The following is a 15708-nucleotide window of genomic DNA, read 5'->3' as shown; positions in this document are numbered from 1 at the left end:
GTCGTCTGGTGGGTGCGGGTGCTGGGGTGTTCGGGCAGTGGGGCGAGGGCCGTGCATGCCTCGCGGGCGCGGCGCGGCCAGTCGCCTCCGGCGGTATCGGCCACGGCCAGCAGCGGCTCCCACACATCCGCCGACCGTGCGGACACCCCCTCGGGCATCCCGGGGCGGGCCCCGTCGATGCGGGCCCGGACGCTGTGGGCCCATGCGGCCAGGCGGTCCCGCAGCGCGTGCCCTTCAGGCCGGTGGATGCGGGCGCGGAAGGCTTCCAGGCGCTCGCTGGGGGCGGGGCGGTGCATGCGGATGACCACGGAACGGCTCAGGATCGCTTCCGGCAGTCGGCCCAGGCTCGCCACGGCCATGGCTGCGTAGGACGGGAACGCCTGGACGGCCTGCTGCCCGCCGTCCCTCATGCTCCGGTAGGAGACTCCGGTACGGCGGTGCCCGGCGATGATCAGGCCGAGTAGTTCCTCGGCACCCCTGGCCTGGGACCCCAAGAGGGTGTCGATCTCGTGGAAGAGGATCGTGGGGCGGCGCCCGTCCTGGCCCGAGACGGCGCGGAACAGCGCGGCCGGAGAGGTGTCGGCGGCCGTCATCGGCTGCGGCACGAGCGTCCCGCAGACCGCCAGTCCCTGAGTGCTGCCCGATCCCGGCCCCGGGGAGAGGAACGCCAGGCGCGGGGTGGACTCGAACGCGTCCTGCAGGTGTGTGTGCGCGCTCCACAACGTGACGGCCGCGTAGGCGGCTGGGGTTGGGAAGGCGGTGAACCGGCGGTGGAACGCCTCGATCTCGTCCAGCAGCCCGGCCCCGTCGATGGGCGAAGTGGTGGTCATGCGGCGGTCGCCCCTTCCTGGGAGCTGCGGAGCGGGCAGGAGGTCTTGTGGGCTTCGTGGTCGGCGATCAGGGCGAGCACCCTCCGGCGGCCGACTGCGCTGCGGTCGCGTCCGCACGCGCATGTCGAGGTGGCGGTGGGCGTGGCCTGCCAGTCCGGCGGTGCGGTGATGTGGAGCCACGCGATGGGGTACCGGCCGTCGCCCCGCTGCCCGCCAGAGCCAGAAGGGACGCCCTGACGGGCGGCGCCTGTCGGGGCGCCTGCGGTCGTCTCGGGCGGGGTCTGTACGGCGTCCGGAGGCGGGTTTCCGGTGCTGTTGGGGTGGGCGGTCACGTGGCCGCTCCTACGCTCTGGAGGCCGTTGGTGACGGCTCGTTGCGCGTATGCCTCGGGTACGCCGACGGACACGGCCGCTGCGATGATCTGCTGGCCGATGGCGTCCAGTCCGCAGGGGCCGGGGCACTTGGTGTGCTGGGCTGCGAGGAACTGGGCCACGCCGAATGCCTGTGATCCGGCGCCCGATTCGGTATGGGAGCGGACCATGTCGAGACCGCGTTGCAGCCCGGTGCGGATGTACCGCTCGGTGTGTCGGCACCCGGTGGCCACGGTCCGGTCCCACTCGGCGCGGGCCGGGGACGAAGAGACCACGGCCGCGCGGGCGGGGGTGGTCTCTTCCTTGTCCACCAGGGCGCGGACGGTGGACGGCAGGTTGGTCATGGTGCCGGTGCCGGGGCCGAGCCAGCGGGCGTAGGACATGCGCGATTTGATGTCCACGCCGGGCCGGACCTGGTTGGCCGAGGGCATCGTTCCTCGGTAGATCCAGTGCTCGCCGCGCGTGGTTGGCACGGTCCGGGTGACTGGGAGGGTCTGCCGGGCCCATGCGACGGCGGCGGCGTTGTCCAGGTCCACCACGGTCAGTCCGGCGCCGCCGGGGTGGTAGGCGACGGCGACGGCTTGGCGCCATGCGGGGGCCCATGCGGGTGAGGTGATCACGGTGGGGTCGGTGGTGGCGGCGGCCCAGGCGTGGCAGACGCCGGGGCACTGGCAGGGGCCCGGGGTCTTCATGTTGGGCCTGCCGCCGCAGGCGATCCCCGCGCAGGTGCGGCAGTTCCCGAAGGGCACCTTGCCCTTCCGCAGGGGCAGTGCCGGCATGCCGACCTGGGCCAGTGCGAGCGCGGTTCGTAGGGGGTCGTGGGCGGGGTGGTCTCGCCGGAAGGGATCGGGTTGGGGCATGCTTGGGGTTCTCCTGTTCCGTTGTGGATGGGCAGGGGAAGCCGGGGCGGCGGGCTGTCCTTGGTCGGAGGCCGCCGTCCCGGGCGTATCTAGGTGTGATGTCTCAGGGGTTCCAGGTCAGGAGCGGCGCCAGAGGCGGTCCAGGTCCACGTCGAGGACTGCAAGGTCGGGGTGATCGCGGAGCTGCTGCTCCTGTCGCCAGTCGGCGAGGTCGGCCTTGTGTGCGGCGCGTACCTCGTCGGGACTACAGCCAATGAGGCTGGCGAGGTTTCCCGCGTCGATGTCCGTGAGCCCGTTGTAGCGGTTGGCGGGAGCGGAGCTGGTGGCGATTTCGGCCGCGAAGCTCCAACCCGCCTCCGTGAGTTTTTCCAATAGCCAGCGGCGGAACGGGGTGTCCTGATGCCGCCAGGCGGGGTCCCAGTTGTCGTACTCGGGGTCGTCGGGGCCGGGGCCGATGATGGGCATGAGGGGTCCCTTTCCAAAGCGTCAGCGATTGACTTCGAGGTTCGTCAGGACGAGCAGGGCGCAGGAGGCGGGGTGGTGCGGGGAGTCCGGCGCGCAGGTTGGGCAGGGGAAGGCGGGGAGGCGGGCTGTCCTTGGGCGGAGGCCGCCTCCCCGGGCGTAACTAGGTGTGATGTCTCAGGACGTTTGCGACGCCGGAGGGACGCCCGCTACTGCTTGTCGTACTTGCCGAACAGATCACGGATGACAGGCAGGCCCCACACGCCAGCGTCGTGATGTGCATTGCCCCACTCGATGAGGGCGTCACATAGGTAGTACTCTGCCCGGCCGCTCCAAGCGGCGTCCGCGAAGGTGAGGCCGTGGAAGATGCGGGCCGCTTCCGGGTCTTTGGCGCGCAGCTCGTTGAGCCAGCGATCAGCGCGGGCGATATCAGCGGTGAACTCGCCGACCGGAATCTGGTCGTAGTCCTCTCCCAGCCCGTACATGACCCGTTGAAGACGGGCTGGCGTCTGGTCTTCCAGGCTGGCGCGTGTGAGTGGGTCGAGATTCTCCCAAGGGGGAGTGGGGCGGATCGTCATGGTCCTTGTCCTTTCTCCGATGCCTCGCACGGCGAGTGCGTGGCATCAGCCTCATGAGATGGCACAACTAGGGGGCAAGAATGGGCTGGTTCTGTGAGGGCAGCCCACGCAGGACGCGATCGCGCCAGGTCAGGGCGTAGTCGATGCAGTTGGCGCAGTTCTTGTGGGTGTGGCCGGGCAGTGGGGGCCTGCGGCGGGCGTGGGAGCTCCAGGCGGCGGAGTCGGCGGAGGCCATGAGGTGACCGACTTTCGCCAGGCCGAGGGTTTTGAAGCCGAAGCCGTGCAGCCGTATGCCGTATCCGGCGAGGGTGGTGACGATGGCGGCGGCTTCGCGTGTGGCCTGCCTGCGGCAGACCGATCCGAGTCCCACGGTGGGTTCCCGGGTCAGGTCGATCCCGGCCCGCTCGTACAGAGCCACGCAGCGTTCGTAGTCTGGGAGATCCCAGCCCTGGAGCACCGGCACGATCGGCAGATCCGGCGCCAGTTCCCGAAGCTCCAGGTAATTGGCCACGGTGCGCCGCTGGTGCTCAGCGATGCTCAGGCGGGTGCCGACGAAGTGCTGTCCGCCGACCGTGCCGCCCCGGATCATGATTGGCTCGCACATCCAGTCCTGTGGGGCAGCCCAGTCGAACGGGCCAACCCACTCCCAGATCCGGCGCAGATCATCGACGTACTGACGCGCGCTGCGCGTCCAGCAGCCATGACGCTGGAGCTCCGAGAACCCACCGGAGTCCACCGCGTACGGGCCCTGTGCCGGGCCCAGCTTCACCGCCGTCACGAAGTGTTCCGACTTCAAGAACAGCGGCTTGTCGGTTAAGCGCACCCAGTGCCGCTTGTGGGTCGTGAGGTAGAACCGCATCGGCTGCCGGGCCGGAGCGTCGGTGGAGGGGGTCACCCTGGATGGCTCCTGTTCTGTTGTGGATGGGCAGGGGAAGCCGGGGCGGCGGGCTGTCCTTGGTCGGAGGCCGCCGCCCCGGGCGTAGCTATCGAGCCGACTGCTGTCGGGCGTGCTGGGCCCGGGGTTCCAGCAGCGCGAAGTGCAGGGCGGATTCAGCGAGCTGGCCGTAGGCGTACGCGGCGTCGGGCACGCCGGTCGCGGCGTCGATGGCCTCGTGGAGTTCCCCGGCCTCGTGGTCGGAGAGCTGGGGCTGTTCGTCCAGGTACTCGGCGAACATGCCCGCTTCCTCGCACATGGCCCACCGGGCATGGGCCTGGACGAACTTCTTGTAGCCGCTCCAGCGCTCCAGGCCCGGCATCAGCGACGGGACCGGGCACAGCTCACCGGGGATGGCGTAGAACCCTTCCCGGCTGCGGCCGAGCTGGACGGCGTCGGGCTGCTGACCCTCCAGGACGCGAAAGATGGCCCACGCGGTGCCGTAGGCGTAGCCCATCGCGGTCTGGACGTAGAGGTTCCTCAGCTTGAACGCCTGCTCCATGAGCGCGTCGCCGATGGTGAACAGGGCGGCGTCGTGCGGGCGGAACGGCACCCCGCCCGGATCCCGGCCGTCGAGGTGGACCTCACCGTCCACCGGCCGAAGCCGGTCGAGGTCGTAGGCGTCGCGGGCCAGGTCAGCGGCGCGGGCGGCGCGCTGGGCTTCGCGGGCGGCGGCGCCGAGGGCGTACACGCTGTCGGTGAGGGATTCGAACCAGGGCATGGGACTGGTCATGATGTGGTGCTCCTGTCGCAGGTCAGGTGGACGGTTCGGATGTTGGTGAAGCCTTCGGCGGTCAACTGCTCGGCTGTGGGGGTCATCTGGTGCAGTTCGCGCACCACGTCCTTGGGGACCTGGCGGGCGCGGGCGGTGTTGCGTGCCTGGCAGATGGCCAGCGGCAGCTCGAACAGGACTGCCACAGCGGGACGCCGGTAGTAGCGGGCGCGGGCAAGGAGTCCGGCCCGGACGTGGGGCAGCACGTTGGTGCTGTCCACGACGGTGGTCAGACCGCGTGCGAGCCGGGCCTCCAGCAGAAGGTTCTGGATCTGGGCCGCCGTGGGTGTAGCGGACTGGTCGGCGGCGTCGTCGGTCGCCATCTCCCGGTAGTCGTCCAGGCACAGACGACCGGTCGGGAAGTGACGGCGGGCATAGGTGGACTTGCCCGCTCCGGGAGAGCCGACCAGGACAATCAGGCTTCCCGGGGCGTATGAGGCTTCCATGCGGGGCCGTTCCTCACTTGTTCTTGGACTGGAAGAGCTTCAGGGACACGCCGAGGCCGATCGGGCCGGTGGCGGAGCCGATGAAGGCGGCGGTGCGCGCGGCGTAGTCGACGATCCAGATGGCGGAGGCCACCACGCCGAGGAGCCCGGCGGCGCCAGCAAGCCCGACGAAGACCGGCACGGCCCACTTCCGGAGGGAATGGGACGGGGCCGGTGCGGGGGTCTGGATGATGACGACGGGCTGGCCGTCTAACCGCCGGTAGAGATCGGCGGGTATGTGCGGGGCGAGGTTGCCGGGGATGGTGTGGTGCGGGTCGGGCGGTTGCATAGCTGCCTCCGGAGCCGGTTGGTGCGGGTGGTCGGGGTCTGTCAGCCGATGCGGCTGAGGGAGTCCGCGAGGGACTGCAATGCGTCGTTGATGGCGGGGGCGGCGCCGGTGGAGGCGAGGCAGAAGCCGAAAAGCGCGGCGATGGTGGCGCCGCCGGGGCCAAGGGCGCGGTTGCGGAGCATGAGGCCCAGGACGGCTCCAAGGAGGAGCACGGTGGACACGGAGACGATCACGGCAGCTCCTTGCTGAACGGGTCAGAGCAGACGAAGGCCCCGGAGGCTCTTGCCTCCGGGGCCCTTGGCCGCTGGGTGCTGTGGGGTTATTCGTCCGGGGTGATGTTGGTGGCGCCGCAGTTCCAGCAGTCCCACTCGCCCGGCAGTCGGTAGCGCTCTTCCCAGAAGCCCACCGGCTTGCCGTAGACCACGCAGTCTGCGCCGCAGCACCAGCATTCGAACTCGAAGTCCATGCCGTCTCCTCCCTGGAGCCAGCATGGCGCGCGCCTACGACAGCGTCACCAGGCCGCCGTCGGGTGGCCCGATCACGCCGTCCCGGCGGAGGTCGGAGATGCGGGTCCGCAGGGAGCCGCGCTTGATCTGCTTGTGGCCGTCGGCGTTGACGGCCGCCAGGAGGTCGGCCTCGGTCAGCGGGCCCCGGGCCAGAGCTGCGGTGATCCGGTCGGCCAGCGTCACCGGGCCCGGCGGCATCGCTTCCACCGTGGCCGGTACGGACGGCAGGCCCGACCGGGCCGTACCTGCTTCCGAAGCGGCCTCGTCTGCCGTGTCATCCAGGTCCAACGGCTCGCCCTGGGGCGGTCCGTCGCCGTACAGGGCGAGGATGACGGGGTCGTGGCCGCGGCAGGGGGCGATGGAGCCGACGAGGAAGAAGCGCGCCATACTCGTCGGCCGCGACGAGGTCAGGTGGTAGCACATGCCCTGCGAGTTGGGCTCGTCCTCGTCCTCGTCGGCCGTCTCGTTCCAGCGGCGGATGCGGCGGATCTGGCCGACGATTTTGGGGATCGGCTGGAGCGATTCCCCTCGGGGGAGGAGGCCGTCGGAGACGAGCTGGGCCATCATCGCGGAGGACCAGCGCAGCAGGATCACCTCGCCTTCCTTGAGCATGCCGCGGAGGGTGTCGCTTCCGCCCATCTCTTCGAGGTGGCCGGCCTGCGCGGCCAGGATGATGCCGACACCGACACTGCGGCCGGTGCGGCCGAGCTCCTTGATGAGCCCCGCCGCCTCGTCGCGGTACGGGGCTCCCCTCTCCAGGAGTCGGTTGGCTTCGTCGATGATGCCGTACATCAGCGGGTCGGGGTCGCCGATGATGAAGCCGGACCGGCCCATCTGGCCGTATGCCTTCATGCGCCGCTCGGCCTCTTGGACGAGGCGGCGCAGAAGCCGGATGGCTCCCTTTTGGGTGGTGACCCGGGTGGCGACGTTCCCGGCCGCCTCGGGGACGCTCTGGCCTTCCTTGAGGTCGGCCAGGTGGACGACGATGCCGGAGCGTTTGCAGGCGGCCAGGATGGATTGCAGGGCCCGGGACTTCCCGGCTCCGGTGGTGCCGAAGATCGCCATCCGCTGTGCGTTGCCGGTCTTGGGGTCGTACAGGCGGATGCGCAGGGGCGATCCGTCGTAGTAGGCGCCGACGGTGATGCGGCCGCGCGTGTCCATGGTCAGGTCCGCGAGGGTCGCGGGGCGCATGTTCATCAAGGGGTTGGTAGGGAAGACCCTGACGACCGCTTCTCCTCGGGCCTGTTCGAAGATGACCCGTGAGGGGTCATCGATCTTGAGCAGGTCGCACAGCGCGTCGTGGTCGATGTTCTTCACTCCCCCCGGGGGAGTCTTGAGGACGTGTTCGGTGACGTCCGCCATCAGCGGAGTTCCTTGAGTTCGTACGTGTTGGTCTCCACCAGCTCCACGCCCGGCAGGGCGGTGCGGGCGATCTCGGTCCAGGTGTCGGCGGATGCTTCACGCTTCTTGCCGATGGTGAGCATGCGCAGGCCAGCGCCCCGGCCGGGGATCGGGTCGATCGAGATCTTGTCTTCGGGGATGTCCGTCAGGGCGGACAGGCGCGTGATGCTGATCTCCGGTACGGGCTCGCCGGGTGTGGTCGCGGCGATGACGGCCGCCTTGCGGTCGGCGTCGATCCGCTGCGTGGCGACCAGTCGTGTGCCCGGTGCGATGCCGCCTTCGCGGGCCACGTTCTCCGCCCACCAGCGGGCCGCCGGGTCGGCCAGCTCCTGGACGACGGCGGGCGCCGCCTCTTGGTGCTGCTCGGTGGCGGGCCAGGGTTTGGCGATCCGCTTGGCCAGCAAGGCGGGGCGGATCCACCAGACGCCGGCCGTCCAGGCGGTGACGGCTCCCGCCTCCACGAGCCGGGCCACCCCACCGGAGGCGACGCGTTCGGCGACGAGGATCCCGGCCATGCCCGCGTGCGGCGAGGCGTAGACCATCATCGCGATGGGCTTGACCTTGTCGTGCGCGGCCATGAGGCGGGGAGAGAAGCCGACTCCGAGCAGGGCCGCGCCGAGGGCGGCGGTAAGGCCCGGCAGCGTGACCGCGTCGGTGAACAGACCGGCGGTGAGGGTGGCGGCTCCGGCGGTGGTGGCCACGCGGCCGATGCGGGCCCGTGCGGTGTCGATGTAGGTGCGCAGCGGCATCATGACCTTCGGTCCTTCCTGACTGCTGGAGGGCACGCGAAGGGGCGGCCCGTTCGGCGGGCCGCCCCTGGTCGCGCTGTGGTGTTATCGGTTGCTGTAGTAGGTCCGGTCGGCCACTTCGGCGCCGCCGGTCTGCATGGCAGCGGCGACCGGGCCGTAATCGGCCTCGTGGCCGTCGGCAGCCTGCCGGAAGTCGCCAGACATCTCGGCCGCCTCGTTCGCCAGCTCCTCCGCCTCGGCCAGCACCGAGCGCATGACGGCCGCCGCGTCGCGGTGCGCGGCGATCACGTCGGCGTCCACGTGGAGCGATGCGGCCGTGTCGGCCAGCCGGTCAACCGAGGTGGCGCAGCCTTCGACGTAGCTGTAGGCGCCCCTCACGGCCTGCGACAGGGCGGCCATGGCGGCGGAGGCGGCGGTGAGCCTGACGGTGACGATGGTGAAGGTCACCCCGTCGCCGATCAGATGGGCGATCCGGCCGCCGACGCCCGCGGGTTCGATCTCGCTCATGGGCTACTCCTGGTGGTATTCGCGCTCCGCCGGAGCGACGTGTCCGGCGTCCTTGACCGCGTCGGCGCGGTGCTTGTCCGCTGCGGCCGCTCGCTGGCCCGCAGCTGTGATGGCTTCGGACGCCCGGGGGAGCGCGGCCGCCAGGCCCTCGGCCTTGCCCTGGACGACCTGGGCCCGCTCGATCAGCTTCGCGGTCCAGCCGATGAGGACTCCGGGGACCTTCTTGGCGATCAGCTCAGCGTGGAGGGACTCCAGGGCGGATGTCAGGTCCTCGCATCGGTCGGCGACTGCCTTGGCGTGCTCGGCGCCCGCCAGGATCTCCTCGGCCATGTCCTCGTCGGAGTCGATGACGTCATAGACCGTCAGCTCGGCGTCGGTGAACTGCGTGGTCCGCACGGCTGGCGCTGCGCTCATAGGCGGCGCTCCCTTCTGTGGTGCTGCCGGACCGCTGGGCCCGGGGGCGGTGCCGGCCGTCGGGGCGGCGACGGTGGAGGTTCCGGCGGGGAGCCCCCGTCGGCCCCGGGTGATGGCCGCGGGCTGCGGTGCGGGCTTCTCGCGGTCCGGCCGCGTGATGGTGACGGAGTAGCCGACCTTCCAGCCGGGCGGAGGACGCAGCCACTCACCGCCACTGCGAGGCGCGTCCCTGGGGTGCTGACGGCCGCGCTCGCCGTTCTTACGGCCACGGCTACCCGATGGGCGCGGCCCGCCAGTTGGCGGAGCCTGACGGGCTTTCCGGTGCTTCTTTGTATCCCGCTTTGTGTGCTTTGTCTTGGTGCGGTTCTTCCACGGCCTGCTGCCCGGTTCACCGCCGGGCGTGTGCGACGAGGACCGCCCCGACTTCTTCTGCTGGCCCCCCTTGCCCTTGCCGCCGTTGGGCCTCGTGGCGAGATCGCCCTTCGAGGCATCGTCCTTGACCCGCTCGGGTTGGGGCGGTGTGTCCTTGGCCTGCTTCTTCGGGTCGTCGGGCTTGCCGTTCTTGGGCTTCCGGGCCTTGTCTTTGGCGATCTTCCGGGCGCGCTTGGCGTCGGCGTCCTTCTCGGCTTGCTTCCGGGCGCTGGCCCGGTCGGCCAGGTCGGCCTTACGACGGTCGGCGTCAGCCTGCCGGGCCGCCGTGGCGTCATCGTTCTTCCGGGCCTGCCGCGCCAGGGCCATCTTCCCCAGCGTGCCCGGGTCCTTCCCAGCACCCGCCGCCGAGGACGCCCCCGCCGGCTTCCTGTCGGCGCCACGAGCGGCAGCGTCCCTCCGCGCTTCCCTGCGCGCGTCAGCAGCCCTCCTGCCGTCCGGAGTCCTGCTCCTGGCCCCATCGGCCTTCGTGGACGCTTTGGGGTGCGTCGCCGTGGCGTGGTGGGGCTTGGCCGAAGCGGGCGGCGCCGTACGGGAGAGCGCGGCGCCCGGCTTGGCGCTGCCCCTGGCAGCGCTGCGGCCGAACTCCGGACCGCTCGGGACACGGCCCTTCCAACGGGCCGCGTCGGCACCGGTCCTGGCCTTGTCCACCCCAGACCGGCTCTTGCTGGCTTCCTGCCGGGCCTGTTCGGCCACGGCTTGGTGATGCTCGCGCCGGGCCTTGAGGTAGGCGGCCACGTTCCAGGCCCCGCGCAGGGCCGCCACGGCGATACCGGCCAGGGCCACCATGGCCATGGACGCACTGCCCCGGGCCGGTGATCCGGCATCAGCGGCGCGCGCCATCACCTCCGGAGCCGGGTCGTCCTCGTTCTCGTCGTCCTCGTCGCTGTCCAGGTCGGGCGAGGGGAGGTTGATGTGCCCCGGCGGGACGGCGGGCGGGGTGTCCGGCAGGGTCGGCAGTCCGCCGTCGGATGCTGGCGGGTCGTCCCCTGGCGGGTTCAGGTTGATGACGGGGAGTGTGATCACATTCCCCGGGTCGTCGTCGGCCATCGGCCGCCCCTTTCAACTACTTGACGTAGCGGGCCGCCTCGCGTACGCGCGCGTGACGCGCACGCATTATGCGCGCGAGGCCAGACCGCCTCGTTGAACCGTTGTTGTTGAACACGGAGCGTCACTGCTTGCCGTCCAGGTAGCGCGACAGCTCCGACGCCAGCGACCGCCACAGCGGGTCATCATCGGCGAGCCTGGCGCGGGCCAGATCGAACAGAACGATGGCCCGCGACCGGGCATCCGCAGCGTCGTTGACCCTCGGCGCCCACAGCTCCGCACGGAGCCGCTTGGCACGCGCCGGATCCTTCCCGGCCATCACGCGCCCTTCGTGAGGTGATCAAACAGACCACCGTTCTGGGCCTGCGACGCCTCGTCACTCCGCTGCTGCTCAAGCTGCGGGGCACCGCCGGATGCCTTCAGCTCCTTGACCCGCTGCTTCTCAGCCGCCTTCCGAGCCCGCTTCTCCGGCAGCTCCTCGTACGACCGCTCGTAGCGGGCGCCGAACGCCACCAGGTGCGTGATAGCCGCCTCCAGATCGTCAACGGCCTGGAACATCGGACGGCCAGTCGTCCACGCGCGCGCCCTCGCCTGGAACGGCAAGTCACCCTCCAGGCCCCCGCGCTCCTTGAGATCCGCGGCGACTTCGCGGGCAAGCCTCCGCAGGTCATCGATGATCGGCTCGATCTGCGCCCGCCGCTGGGCCAGGTGGATCGCCCGGTCCTCCGGCGTCTTGAGCAGGTCAGGAGACCACTTCTCCTGTGCCATACAGCTCCTCCATGGGATGGTGAACGTGCCCCGGGGCGTGCGTGACGCTCCGGGTTCGACTGCTTCCGGCAGTCGCGGCGAAGGCCAGCCCACATGCCCTGGGCTGGCCTTCACTGGTGGTGCCGGACGTTCGCTGGGATCAGGTGTGGCTGGGGTGGGCGGCGGCGATCTCCTGCCACCGCCGGTTCTCGACCGCGTCAGCGCGGGTCAGCCGGACGGTGAACGCGCAACCGGGGACCGTGCAGCGGTGCGTGACCGTGTGAGGCGCCTGGGCGAGCTGGTGCAGGGTGTCGCGGAAGGCGATGTACAACGCCAGAGCGCAGGCCACAACGAGGGCCAGCGGCACGTCGTAGGTGCTGAGGTGATACCCCAGGTAGCCAGCCATCGCTGCGGCGACGACCTCGGCGAGCATGGGGAAAAGACGCTGCTTCACGAATGCCTCCAATAGGCATGAACAGAGTGATGAAAATCGGGTCAGGCAGCGAGACCGAGCGGATAGGCGCAGGTCGCGCACGCCCCGACCGAGGGCGGGATGACGTATCCGGCGTCGCGTCGGCAGGTGGGGCAGGTGCGGCGGGCGGTGTTCGCCTTGGCCAGCGCTGCCCACTTCGCCGGAGTCATGGGCCGGACGGGCTTGGCCCGGTCGATGCGGTACAGGTACGCGACCAGCGGCCCGCGCTTACGGCGGGGCCGCTGGAGCTCCGCGACGACGTCCTGGCCGCCGGGGCGCAGGTTCATCGCGCGCAGCTGTCGGCGCGTGGCCAGTCCGTCCGGCGCCAGGTGCCACCGGTAGACCGGCAGGGCGGTCATGAGCGGTCGGTGCCGTTGACGCCGGTCAGGGCGCGCGGCTGGTGCGCGGTGAGCTGCGCGGCGCGCGCGGCACGGAAGTCACGCAGCCAGTTCCGCGCGTTCCCCGGATCCACCGAGCACCGCTCGGCCAACTCCCCGGCGCTCGGCTCGGCCCCGTTCCCGTTGGTGACCTGGGACAGGTAGAGCTGCCATCCGGCTTGCTTGGCCTCGGACTTGAACACCGGATCCGGATCGCTCGCGGCGTGCTCGGCGACGTCTCCCAGCAGCCGGTCCCGCAGTGCGGTGGCTTCCTCGATCTGGTCCCTGACCTGCCGCAACGCGGTCTGTGCCTGGCTATAGGCCCGCTGGAACGCGTCGGTCTCGGCGGTGAGCCGCTTGAGGTGCTGCTGCTCACCCTCGACGGTGGTGCGGATGCGGTCGGCTTCCTGCTGCGCGGCAGTGATCAGGTCATCCGCGCGCTTCCGCGCGGCCTCCTCGGCCTGCCGCGCGTCCTCCGCGCGCTGCCGCGCAGCCTCCACCTCACCATCCACACCCTGCCGCTGCTCAAGCAGCGCGGCGTGCTCCTCACGGACCGATTCGAGGTCTCGCTGCGCGGCGCGCAGGGCCTCTTCCGCGCGCTCCCGCGCGGCTTCGGCTTCCTGCCGCGCGGCATCCGCGCGCGAGGACTCCAACCGCTCCGCAGCCGGGGTGACCGCCAGGCCCTCGATCAGCGCCAGCACCGCCGGGGCGTCCGCATAGTTCAGACGGGCCACCTCATCCGCGCGGGTGAGCGCGGCCAGACGGCGCACCAGGGCCAGCGACTGACCGGTGTCGGTGGCGACATCGGCACGATCCAGCGCCTTCTGCGCCCTGCGCCGCAACACCCGCAACCGGCGCCGCGCCCACCGGGAACTCCCCTTGACTGGCCCGGCTTCCAGGGCCAGGCGGAGCCGATAGACGCGGTGCGCGGCCCGCTGCGCCAGCGCGGCGCGGGCGACAGCGGTGGAGGAGGTGCGGGCGTCCAGGCCCAGCAGCGCGAAGAGGGCGGCCCATGCGTGCTGCCACAGCAGCACCACCAGCCGGACCGGGCCCGGCCGTCCCCCCGTCTCGTCCTCGTCGGGGCGCTCGTGGTGCAGCTTGCTGCGCAGTTGCAGCTCGATCAGCCAGGCGGCCAGGCCGGGGATGGCGGCCAGGACCGGGCGGGCCCACCAGTTCGGGGCGTGGACGGCGTTCATCGCGGCCGAGAAGGACACCAGCAGCCAGGCGGTGCGGTGCATCAGCCGCAACTCCGGCGTCCACCCCACCTCCGGATCCGCCGCCCGGTACATCATCACCAGCAGCGTCATCTCGGCCGCGTCGAACACCGCGATGAACGCCACCGCCAGCAGTGCCGGCAGTCCCGCGGTGCCGGTGGCGAATCCCCACAGGCCGTGGACGGAGACCGCGACGCCGCCGAGGGCGACGACGGCCTGGGGGCCGATGCCAGACAGCCACACCGACTTCCGCAGCCGCCCCACCGCCCACGCCGCGAGCGCGAGCACCAGGACGGCGGCAGCCAGGGGAACGGCCCAGGACAGCCAGCCCGGCGCGTCCGGGAACAGCTCGAACAGCCAGGAGGTCATCGGACGCCTCCCACCAGGGCCAGCACGGCCGCGACCAGCGCGGCGGCGGTGAAGGCGGCCCCGGCGGCGCGGGTGAGGTCCACCGCCCGCTGGAGCCGGACGAACTTGCCCACCGCCAGCCGGGACAGGCGGCCCACATGCTCGGCCACGTCATCGGCGAGCAGGGCTGCGCGCAGCTGCTCAGCGGGCAGCGTCGCCCACAGCGGGAAGCCCTTCGGACGGGCGCCGCCGAGGTTGGGGCGGACCGCGGCGAGCAGCACGGCGACCGAGGCCACCAGCAGCGCGACACCCACGGCGCCGATGGCCAGTGTCGGCGGGGGGAGGGGCAGGCTGGTGGCGACGGTCCACACCCCGGCCAGCAGGGCGCCGTTGAAGGCCAGCAGCAGCGACGCCTTGCTGTCCGTGCGGCCGATCTCCGTCTTCACCTCCGCGTGCGCGGCCGCCAGCACGGCATCAGCCCCCCGGGCTGTCATCGTCTCCGGGGTCACTGCGCACCTCCTTCGGTATCGAGGTCGGTGCCACGGCGGCCGTCGCGACGGCCGTTGACGGTCCGGTACGAGGGGGTGAGGGTGTGAGTGAGGGCCCAGCCGCCGCCGGTCTGCTTGACCCCGTACATCGCCTCGTCCGCCACCCGCAGCGCCGCCGACAGATCAACGGTGGAGCCAGGGCCGGGGGTGTGGAGGTAGGCGCCGATGGAGGCGCCCAGGGGCAGCGGCAGCCCGTCGTAAGTGACCGGAGAGCACAGCCACTGGTGCAGGTGGGTCAGCTCTCCGCTCACCGTGTCGGGGTCGGGGCAGCGGATGACGGCGGCGAACTCATCCCCGCCCAGCCGCGCCACGGTGCCCAGGGGCTCGGCCCACTGGGCCAGGCGTCGGCCGGTCTCGCGGATCGCGGTGTCACCGGCCGCGTGCCCATGGACGTCATTGACCTGCTTGAAGCCATCCAGGTCAATCACCAGGGTCGCCACGACGTCCCGCCGCGCCTTGCGCAGGATCCGGGCGGCGCTCTTGTAGAACGCGGCCCGGCGCGGCAGACCGGTGAGCGCATCCCGCTCGGCGCGGTCGATCAGGCGGTGCTGCCACAGCCCGTGAACGGTCCACCCGGCAGCCAGAGGGGCAGCGGCGGACAGGGCGGCGAGGGTGTGGCTCATGACCGGCCCCTGTTCTCCCGCCAGGCGGCGGCCTCGGCCTCGGAGAACATGTGGCAGTGCCAGACATGCACCCGGACGCCATCGATCACCGTGACGACGTCCGTGTGCCGGAAAGGGCCGTACCCGGGGTCAGCGGTGCGCTCGGTGACTTCGGCGTCCAAACGGGCCGCCCACGCCCGCACGTCCTCAGCGGTGGGTGCCTTCAGGTGGATCTCACCGCCGTACTTCAAACGCGCTCCGTGCAGCGGCAGGTCGGCATGCCGTGCCAGGAGCTCCCGGGCCACTGCGCCAGTACGCAGCAGGGACCGCTCATCCGCGGCGATCATCTCCAGCAGCGACTGGTCGGCTGCGGTGTTGGTCGTGCTCACGCTGCCACCGCCTTCGACGCGGTCGTGGTCCGGCCGGTGCTGCGCGCCGGGCGGGGGAGGCGGCTGAGGCTGGGGAACAGCACCGGGGCGTGGGTCTCGATGGCCTCGGCGGCGATCCGGCTGACGCTGTCGATCAGCTCGGGGTCGTCGGCGAGGATGTCGCGGGCCGCGTCCAGACGGGCCGCGCGTTCCTCGGCGCTCTCTCCCTCCTCGCCGAGCCACAGCTCGAGCGGGGTGCCGAGGGCGAGTTCAAGGTAGTCGGCGTCCGTGGCCACCTCGTGGTGGCCGATGAAGCTCTTCATGGGGAAGCTCCGAAGTCGTCGGATGGGCAGGGGAAAGCCGGGGCGGCGGGCTGTCCTTGGTCGGAGGCCGCCGCT

23 protein-coding genes and 1 pseudogene are annotated in these 15708 nt (G+C 71.2%); all 24 read right to left on the bottom strand.

Features of this window, described 5'->3' with window-relative positions; all coding sequences use genetic code 11:
* Positions 1-44: 44 nt before the first annotated feature.
* Positions 45-830: pseudogene (locus ABD329_RS31800) on the bottom strand (DUF3631 domain-containing protein); the annotation flags it as partial.
* Positions 827-1162, bottom strand: a complete 336-nt coding sequence (locus tag ABD329_RS31795; RefSeq protein WP_306420230.1) for a hypothetical protein — start codon at positions 1160-1162, stop codon at positions 827-829. The pseudogene ABD329_RS31800 and the gene ABD329_RS31795, both read right to left, overlap by 4 nt.
* A complete protein-coding gene (locus ABD329_RS31790) occupies positions 1159-2061 on the bottom strand; it encodes a bifunctional DNA primase/polymerase (protein ID WP_344317250.1) in 903 nt (300 codons plus the stop codon). Before ABD329_RS31790 ends, ABD329_RS31795 begins: the two co-directional genes overlap by 4 nt.
* 117 nt (positions 2062-2178) lie before the next feature.
* A complete protein-coding gene (locus ABD329_RS31785) occupies positions 2179-2526 on the bottom strand; it encodes a hypothetical protein (protein WP_344317249.1) in 348 nt (115 codons plus the stop codon).
* Positions 2527-2732: 206 nt separating this feature from the next.
* Positions 2733-3101 carry a hypothetical protein gene (locus ABD329_RS31780; RefSeq protein ID WP_198276518.1) on the bottom strand — a complete coding sequence of 123 codons (369 nt, stop codon included), beginning with the start codon at positions 3099-3101 and terminating at the stop codon, positions 2733-2735.
* Between the two features lie 67 nt (positions 3102-3168).
* Positions 3169-3996: a deazapurine DNA modification protein DpdA family protein gene (locus tag ABD329_RS31775; protein ID WP_309142683.1), complete on the bottom strand. Its 828-nt coding sequence runs from the start codon at positions 3994-3996 to the stop codon at positions 3169-3171.
* An 88-nt stretch (positions 3997-4084) separates the two neighbouring features.
* Positions 4085-4768, bottom strand: a complete 684-nt coding sequence (locus ABD329_RS31770; RefSeq protein WP_198276519.1) for a hypothetical protein — start codon at positions 4766-4768, stop codon at positions 4085-4087.
* Positions 4765-5253: an AAA family ATPase gene (locus ABD329_RS31765; RefSeq protein WP_198276520.1), complete on the bottom strand. Its 489-nt coding sequence runs from the start codon at positions 5251-5253 to the stop codon at positions 4765-4767. The genes ABD329_RS31770 and ABD329_RS31765 overlap by 4 nt, the downstream gene beginning before the upstream one ends.
* Before the next feature lie 13 nt (positions 5254-5266).
* A complete protein-coding gene (locus ABD329_RS31760; RefSeq protein ID WP_198276521.1) occupies positions 5267-5581 on the bottom strand; it encodes a hypothetical protein in 315 nt (104 codons plus the stop codon).
* A 41-nt stretch (positions 5582-5622) separates the two neighbouring features.
* The gene (locus tag ABD329_RS31755; protein WP_198276522.1) at positions 5623-5814 is read right to left on the bottom strand and encodes a hypothetical protein; all 192 of its coding nucleotides are present in this window, start codon (positions 5812-5814) and stop codon (positions 5623-5625) included.
* Between the two features lie 86 nt (positions 5815-5900).
* Complete coding sequence (locus tag ABD329_RS31750; protein WP_198276523.1) at positions 5901-6047, bottom strand: hypothetical protein; 147 nt, start codon at positions 6045-6047, stop codon at positions 5901-5903.
* A gap of 34 nt (positions 6048-6081) precedes the next feature.
* Entirely contained in the window at positions 6082-7449 is a 1368-nt protein-coding gene (locus tag ABD329_RS31745) for a DNA/RNA helicase domain-containing protein (protein ID WP_198276524.1), read from the bottom strand.
* Complete coding sequence (locus ABD329_RS31740) at positions 7449-8240, bottom strand: hypothetical protein (protein WP_198276525.1); 792 nt, start codon at positions 8238-8240, stop codon at positions 7449-7451. The genes ABD329_RS31745 and ABD329_RS31740 overlap by 1 nt, the downstream gene beginning before the upstream one ends.
* 81 nt (positions 8241-8321) lie before the next feature.
* Positions 8322-8744 (bottom strand): hypothetical protein, encoded by a 423-nt coding sequence (locus ABD329_RS31735; protein ID WP_198276526.1) that lies wholly within the window; start codon positions 8742-8744, stop codon positions 8322-8324.
* A gap of 3 nt (positions 8745-8747) precedes the next feature.
* A complete protein-coding gene (locus tag ABD329_RS31730; RefSeq protein WP_198276527.1) occupies positions 8748-10637 on the bottom strand; it encodes a hypothetical protein in 1890 nt (629 codons plus the stop codon).
* A 121-nt stretch (positions 10638-10758) separates the two neighbouring features.
* Entirely contained in the window at positions 10759-10953 is a 195-nt protein-coding gene (locus ABD329_RS31725) for a hypothetical protein (protein ID WP_198276528.1), read from the bottom strand.
* The gene (locus ABD329_RS31720; protein ID WP_198276529.1) at positions 10953-11402 is read right to left on the bottom strand and encodes a hypothetical protein; all 450 of its coding nucleotides are present in this window, start codon (positions 11400-11402) and stop codon (positions 10953-10955) included. Before ABD329_RS31720 ends, ABD329_RS31725 begins: the two co-directional genes overlap by 1 nt.
* Before the next feature lie 139 nt (positions 11403-11541).
* The gene (locus ABD329_RS31715) at positions 11542-11835 is read right to left on the bottom strand and encodes a hypothetical protein (RefSeq protein WP_198276530.1); all 294 of its coding nucleotides are present in this window, start codon (positions 11833-11835) and stop codon (positions 11542-11544) included.
* Between the two features lie 41 nt (positions 11836-11876).
* The gene (locus ABD329_RS31710; protein ID WP_198276531.1) at positions 11877-12212 is read right to left on the bottom strand and encodes an RRQRL motif-containing zinc-binding protein; all 336 of its coding nucleotides are present in this window, start codon (positions 12210-12212) and stop codon (positions 11877-11879) included.
* Positions 12209-13813 (bottom strand): hypothetical protein, encoded by a 1605-nt coding sequence (locus ABD329_RS31705; protein WP_198276532.1) that lies wholly within the window; start codon positions 13811-13813, stop codon positions 12209-12211. Before ABD329_RS31705 ends, ABD329_RS31710 begins: the two co-directional genes overlap by 4 nt.
* Positions 13810-14301: a Pycsar system effector family protein gene (locus ABD329_RS31700; RefSeq protein WP_425574404.1), complete on the bottom strand. Its 492-nt coding sequence runs from the start codon at positions 14299-14301 to the stop codon at positions 13810-13812. The genes ABD329_RS31705 and ABD329_RS31700 overlap by 4 nt, the downstream gene beginning before the upstream one ends.
* The gene (locus ABD329_RS31695) at positions 14298-14963 is read right to left on the bottom strand and encodes a GGDEF domain-containing protein (protein ID WP_198276533.1); all 666 of its coding nucleotides are present in this window, start codon (positions 14961-14963) and stop codon (positions 14298-14300) included. The genes ABD329_RS31700 and ABD329_RS31695 overlap by 4 nt, the downstream gene beginning before the upstream one ends.
* Positions 14960-15331 carry a hypothetical protein gene (locus ABD329_RS31690; RefSeq protein WP_198276534.1) on the bottom strand — a complete coding sequence of 124 codons (372 nt, stop codon included), beginning with the start codon at positions 15329-15331 and terminating at the stop codon, positions 14960-14962. The genes ABD329_RS31695 and ABD329_RS31690 overlap by 4 nt, the downstream gene beginning before the upstream one ends.
* Positions 15328-15633: a hypothetical protein gene (locus tag ABD329_RS31685; RefSeq protein WP_198276535.1), complete on the bottom strand. Its 306-nt coding sequence runs from the start codon at positions 15631-15633 to the stop codon at positions 15328-15330. The genes ABD329_RS31690 and ABD329_RS31685 overlap by 4 nt, the downstream gene beginning before the upstream one ends.
* Between the last annotated feature and the right edge of the window lie 75 nt (positions 15634-15708).

The sequence above is a fragment of the Streptomyces javensis genome (assembly GCF_039525925.1).
GTDB lineage: Bacteria > Actinomycetota > Actinomycetes > Streptomycetales > Streptomycetaceae > Streptomyces > Streptomyces asiaticus.
This window is presented reverse-complemented; position numbering and strand designations above follow the sequence as displayed.

Bases quoted from the DNA above. Each gene is read 5' to 3' on its own strand.
- ABD329_RS31780 (WP_198276518.1), bottom strand. From the start codon at position 3,101: ATGACGATCCGCCCCACTCCCCCTTGGGAGAATCTCGACCCACTCACA.
- ABD329_RS31740 (WP_198276525.1), bottom strand. From the start codon at position 8,240: ATGATGCCGCTGCGCACCTACATCGACACCGCACGGGCCCGCATCGGC.
- ABD329_RS31790 (WP_344317250.1), bottom strand. From the start codon at position 2,061: ATGCCCCAACCCGATCCCTTCCGGCGAGACCACCCCGCCCACGACCCC.
- ABD329_RS31735 (WP_198276526.1), bottom strand. From the start codon at position 8,744: ATGAGCGAGATCGAACCCGCGGGCGTCGGCGGCCGGATCGCCCATCTG.
- ABD329_RS31750 (WP_198276523.1), bottom strand. From the start codon at position 6,047: ATGGACTTCGAGTTCGAATGCTGGTGCTGCGGCGCAGACTGCGTGGTC.
- ABD329_RS31695 (WP_198276533.1), bottom strand. From the start codon at position 14,963: ATGAGCCACACCCTCGCCGCCCTGTCCGCCGCTGCCCCTCTGGCTGCC.
- ABD329_RS31730 (WP_198276527.1), bottom strand. From the start codon at position 10,637: ATGGCCGACGACGACCCGGGGAATGTGATCACACTCCCCGTCATCAAC.
- ABD329_RS31725 (WP_198276528.1), bottom strand. From the start codon at position 10,953: ATGGCCGGGAAGGATCCGGCGCGTGCCAAGCGGCTCCGTGCGGAGCTG.
- ABD329_RS31720 (WP_198276529.1), bottom strand. From the start codon at position 11,402: ATGGCACAGGAGAAGTGGTCTCCTGACCTGCTCAAGACGCCGGAGGAC.
- ABD329_RS31770 (WP_198276519.1), bottom strand. From the start codon at position 4,768: ATGACCAGTCCCATGCCCTGGTTCGAATCCCTCACCGACAGCGTGTAC.
- ABD329_RS31710 (WP_198276531.1), bottom strand. From the start codon at position 12,212: ATGACCGCCCTGCCGGTCTACCGGTGGCACCTGGCGCCGGACGGACTG.
- ABD329_RS31785 (WP_344317249.1), bottom strand. From the start codon at position 2,526: ATGCCCATCATCGGCCCCGGCCCCGACGACCCCGAGTACGACAACTGG.
- ABD329_RS31765 (WP_198276520.1), bottom strand. From the start codon at position 5,253: ATGGAAGCCTCATACGCCCCGGGAAGCCTGATTGTCCTGGTCGGCTCT.
- ABD329_RS31685 (WP_198276535.1), bottom strand. From the start codon at position 15,633: ATGAAGAGCTTCATCGGCCACCACGAGGTGGCCACGGACGCCGACTAC.
- ABD329_RS31705 (WP_198276532.1), bottom strand. From the start codon at position 13,813: ATGACCTCCTGGCTGTTCGAGCTGTTCCCGGACGCGCCGGGCTGGCTG.
- ABD329_RS31745 (WP_198276524.1), bottom strand. From the start codon at position 7,449: ATGGCGGACGTCACCGAACACGTCCTCAAGACTCCCCCGGGGGGAGTG.
- ABD329_RS31760 (WP_198276521.1), bottom strand. From the start codon at position 5,581: ATGCAACCGCCCGACCCGCACCACACCATCCCCGGCAACCTCGCCCCG.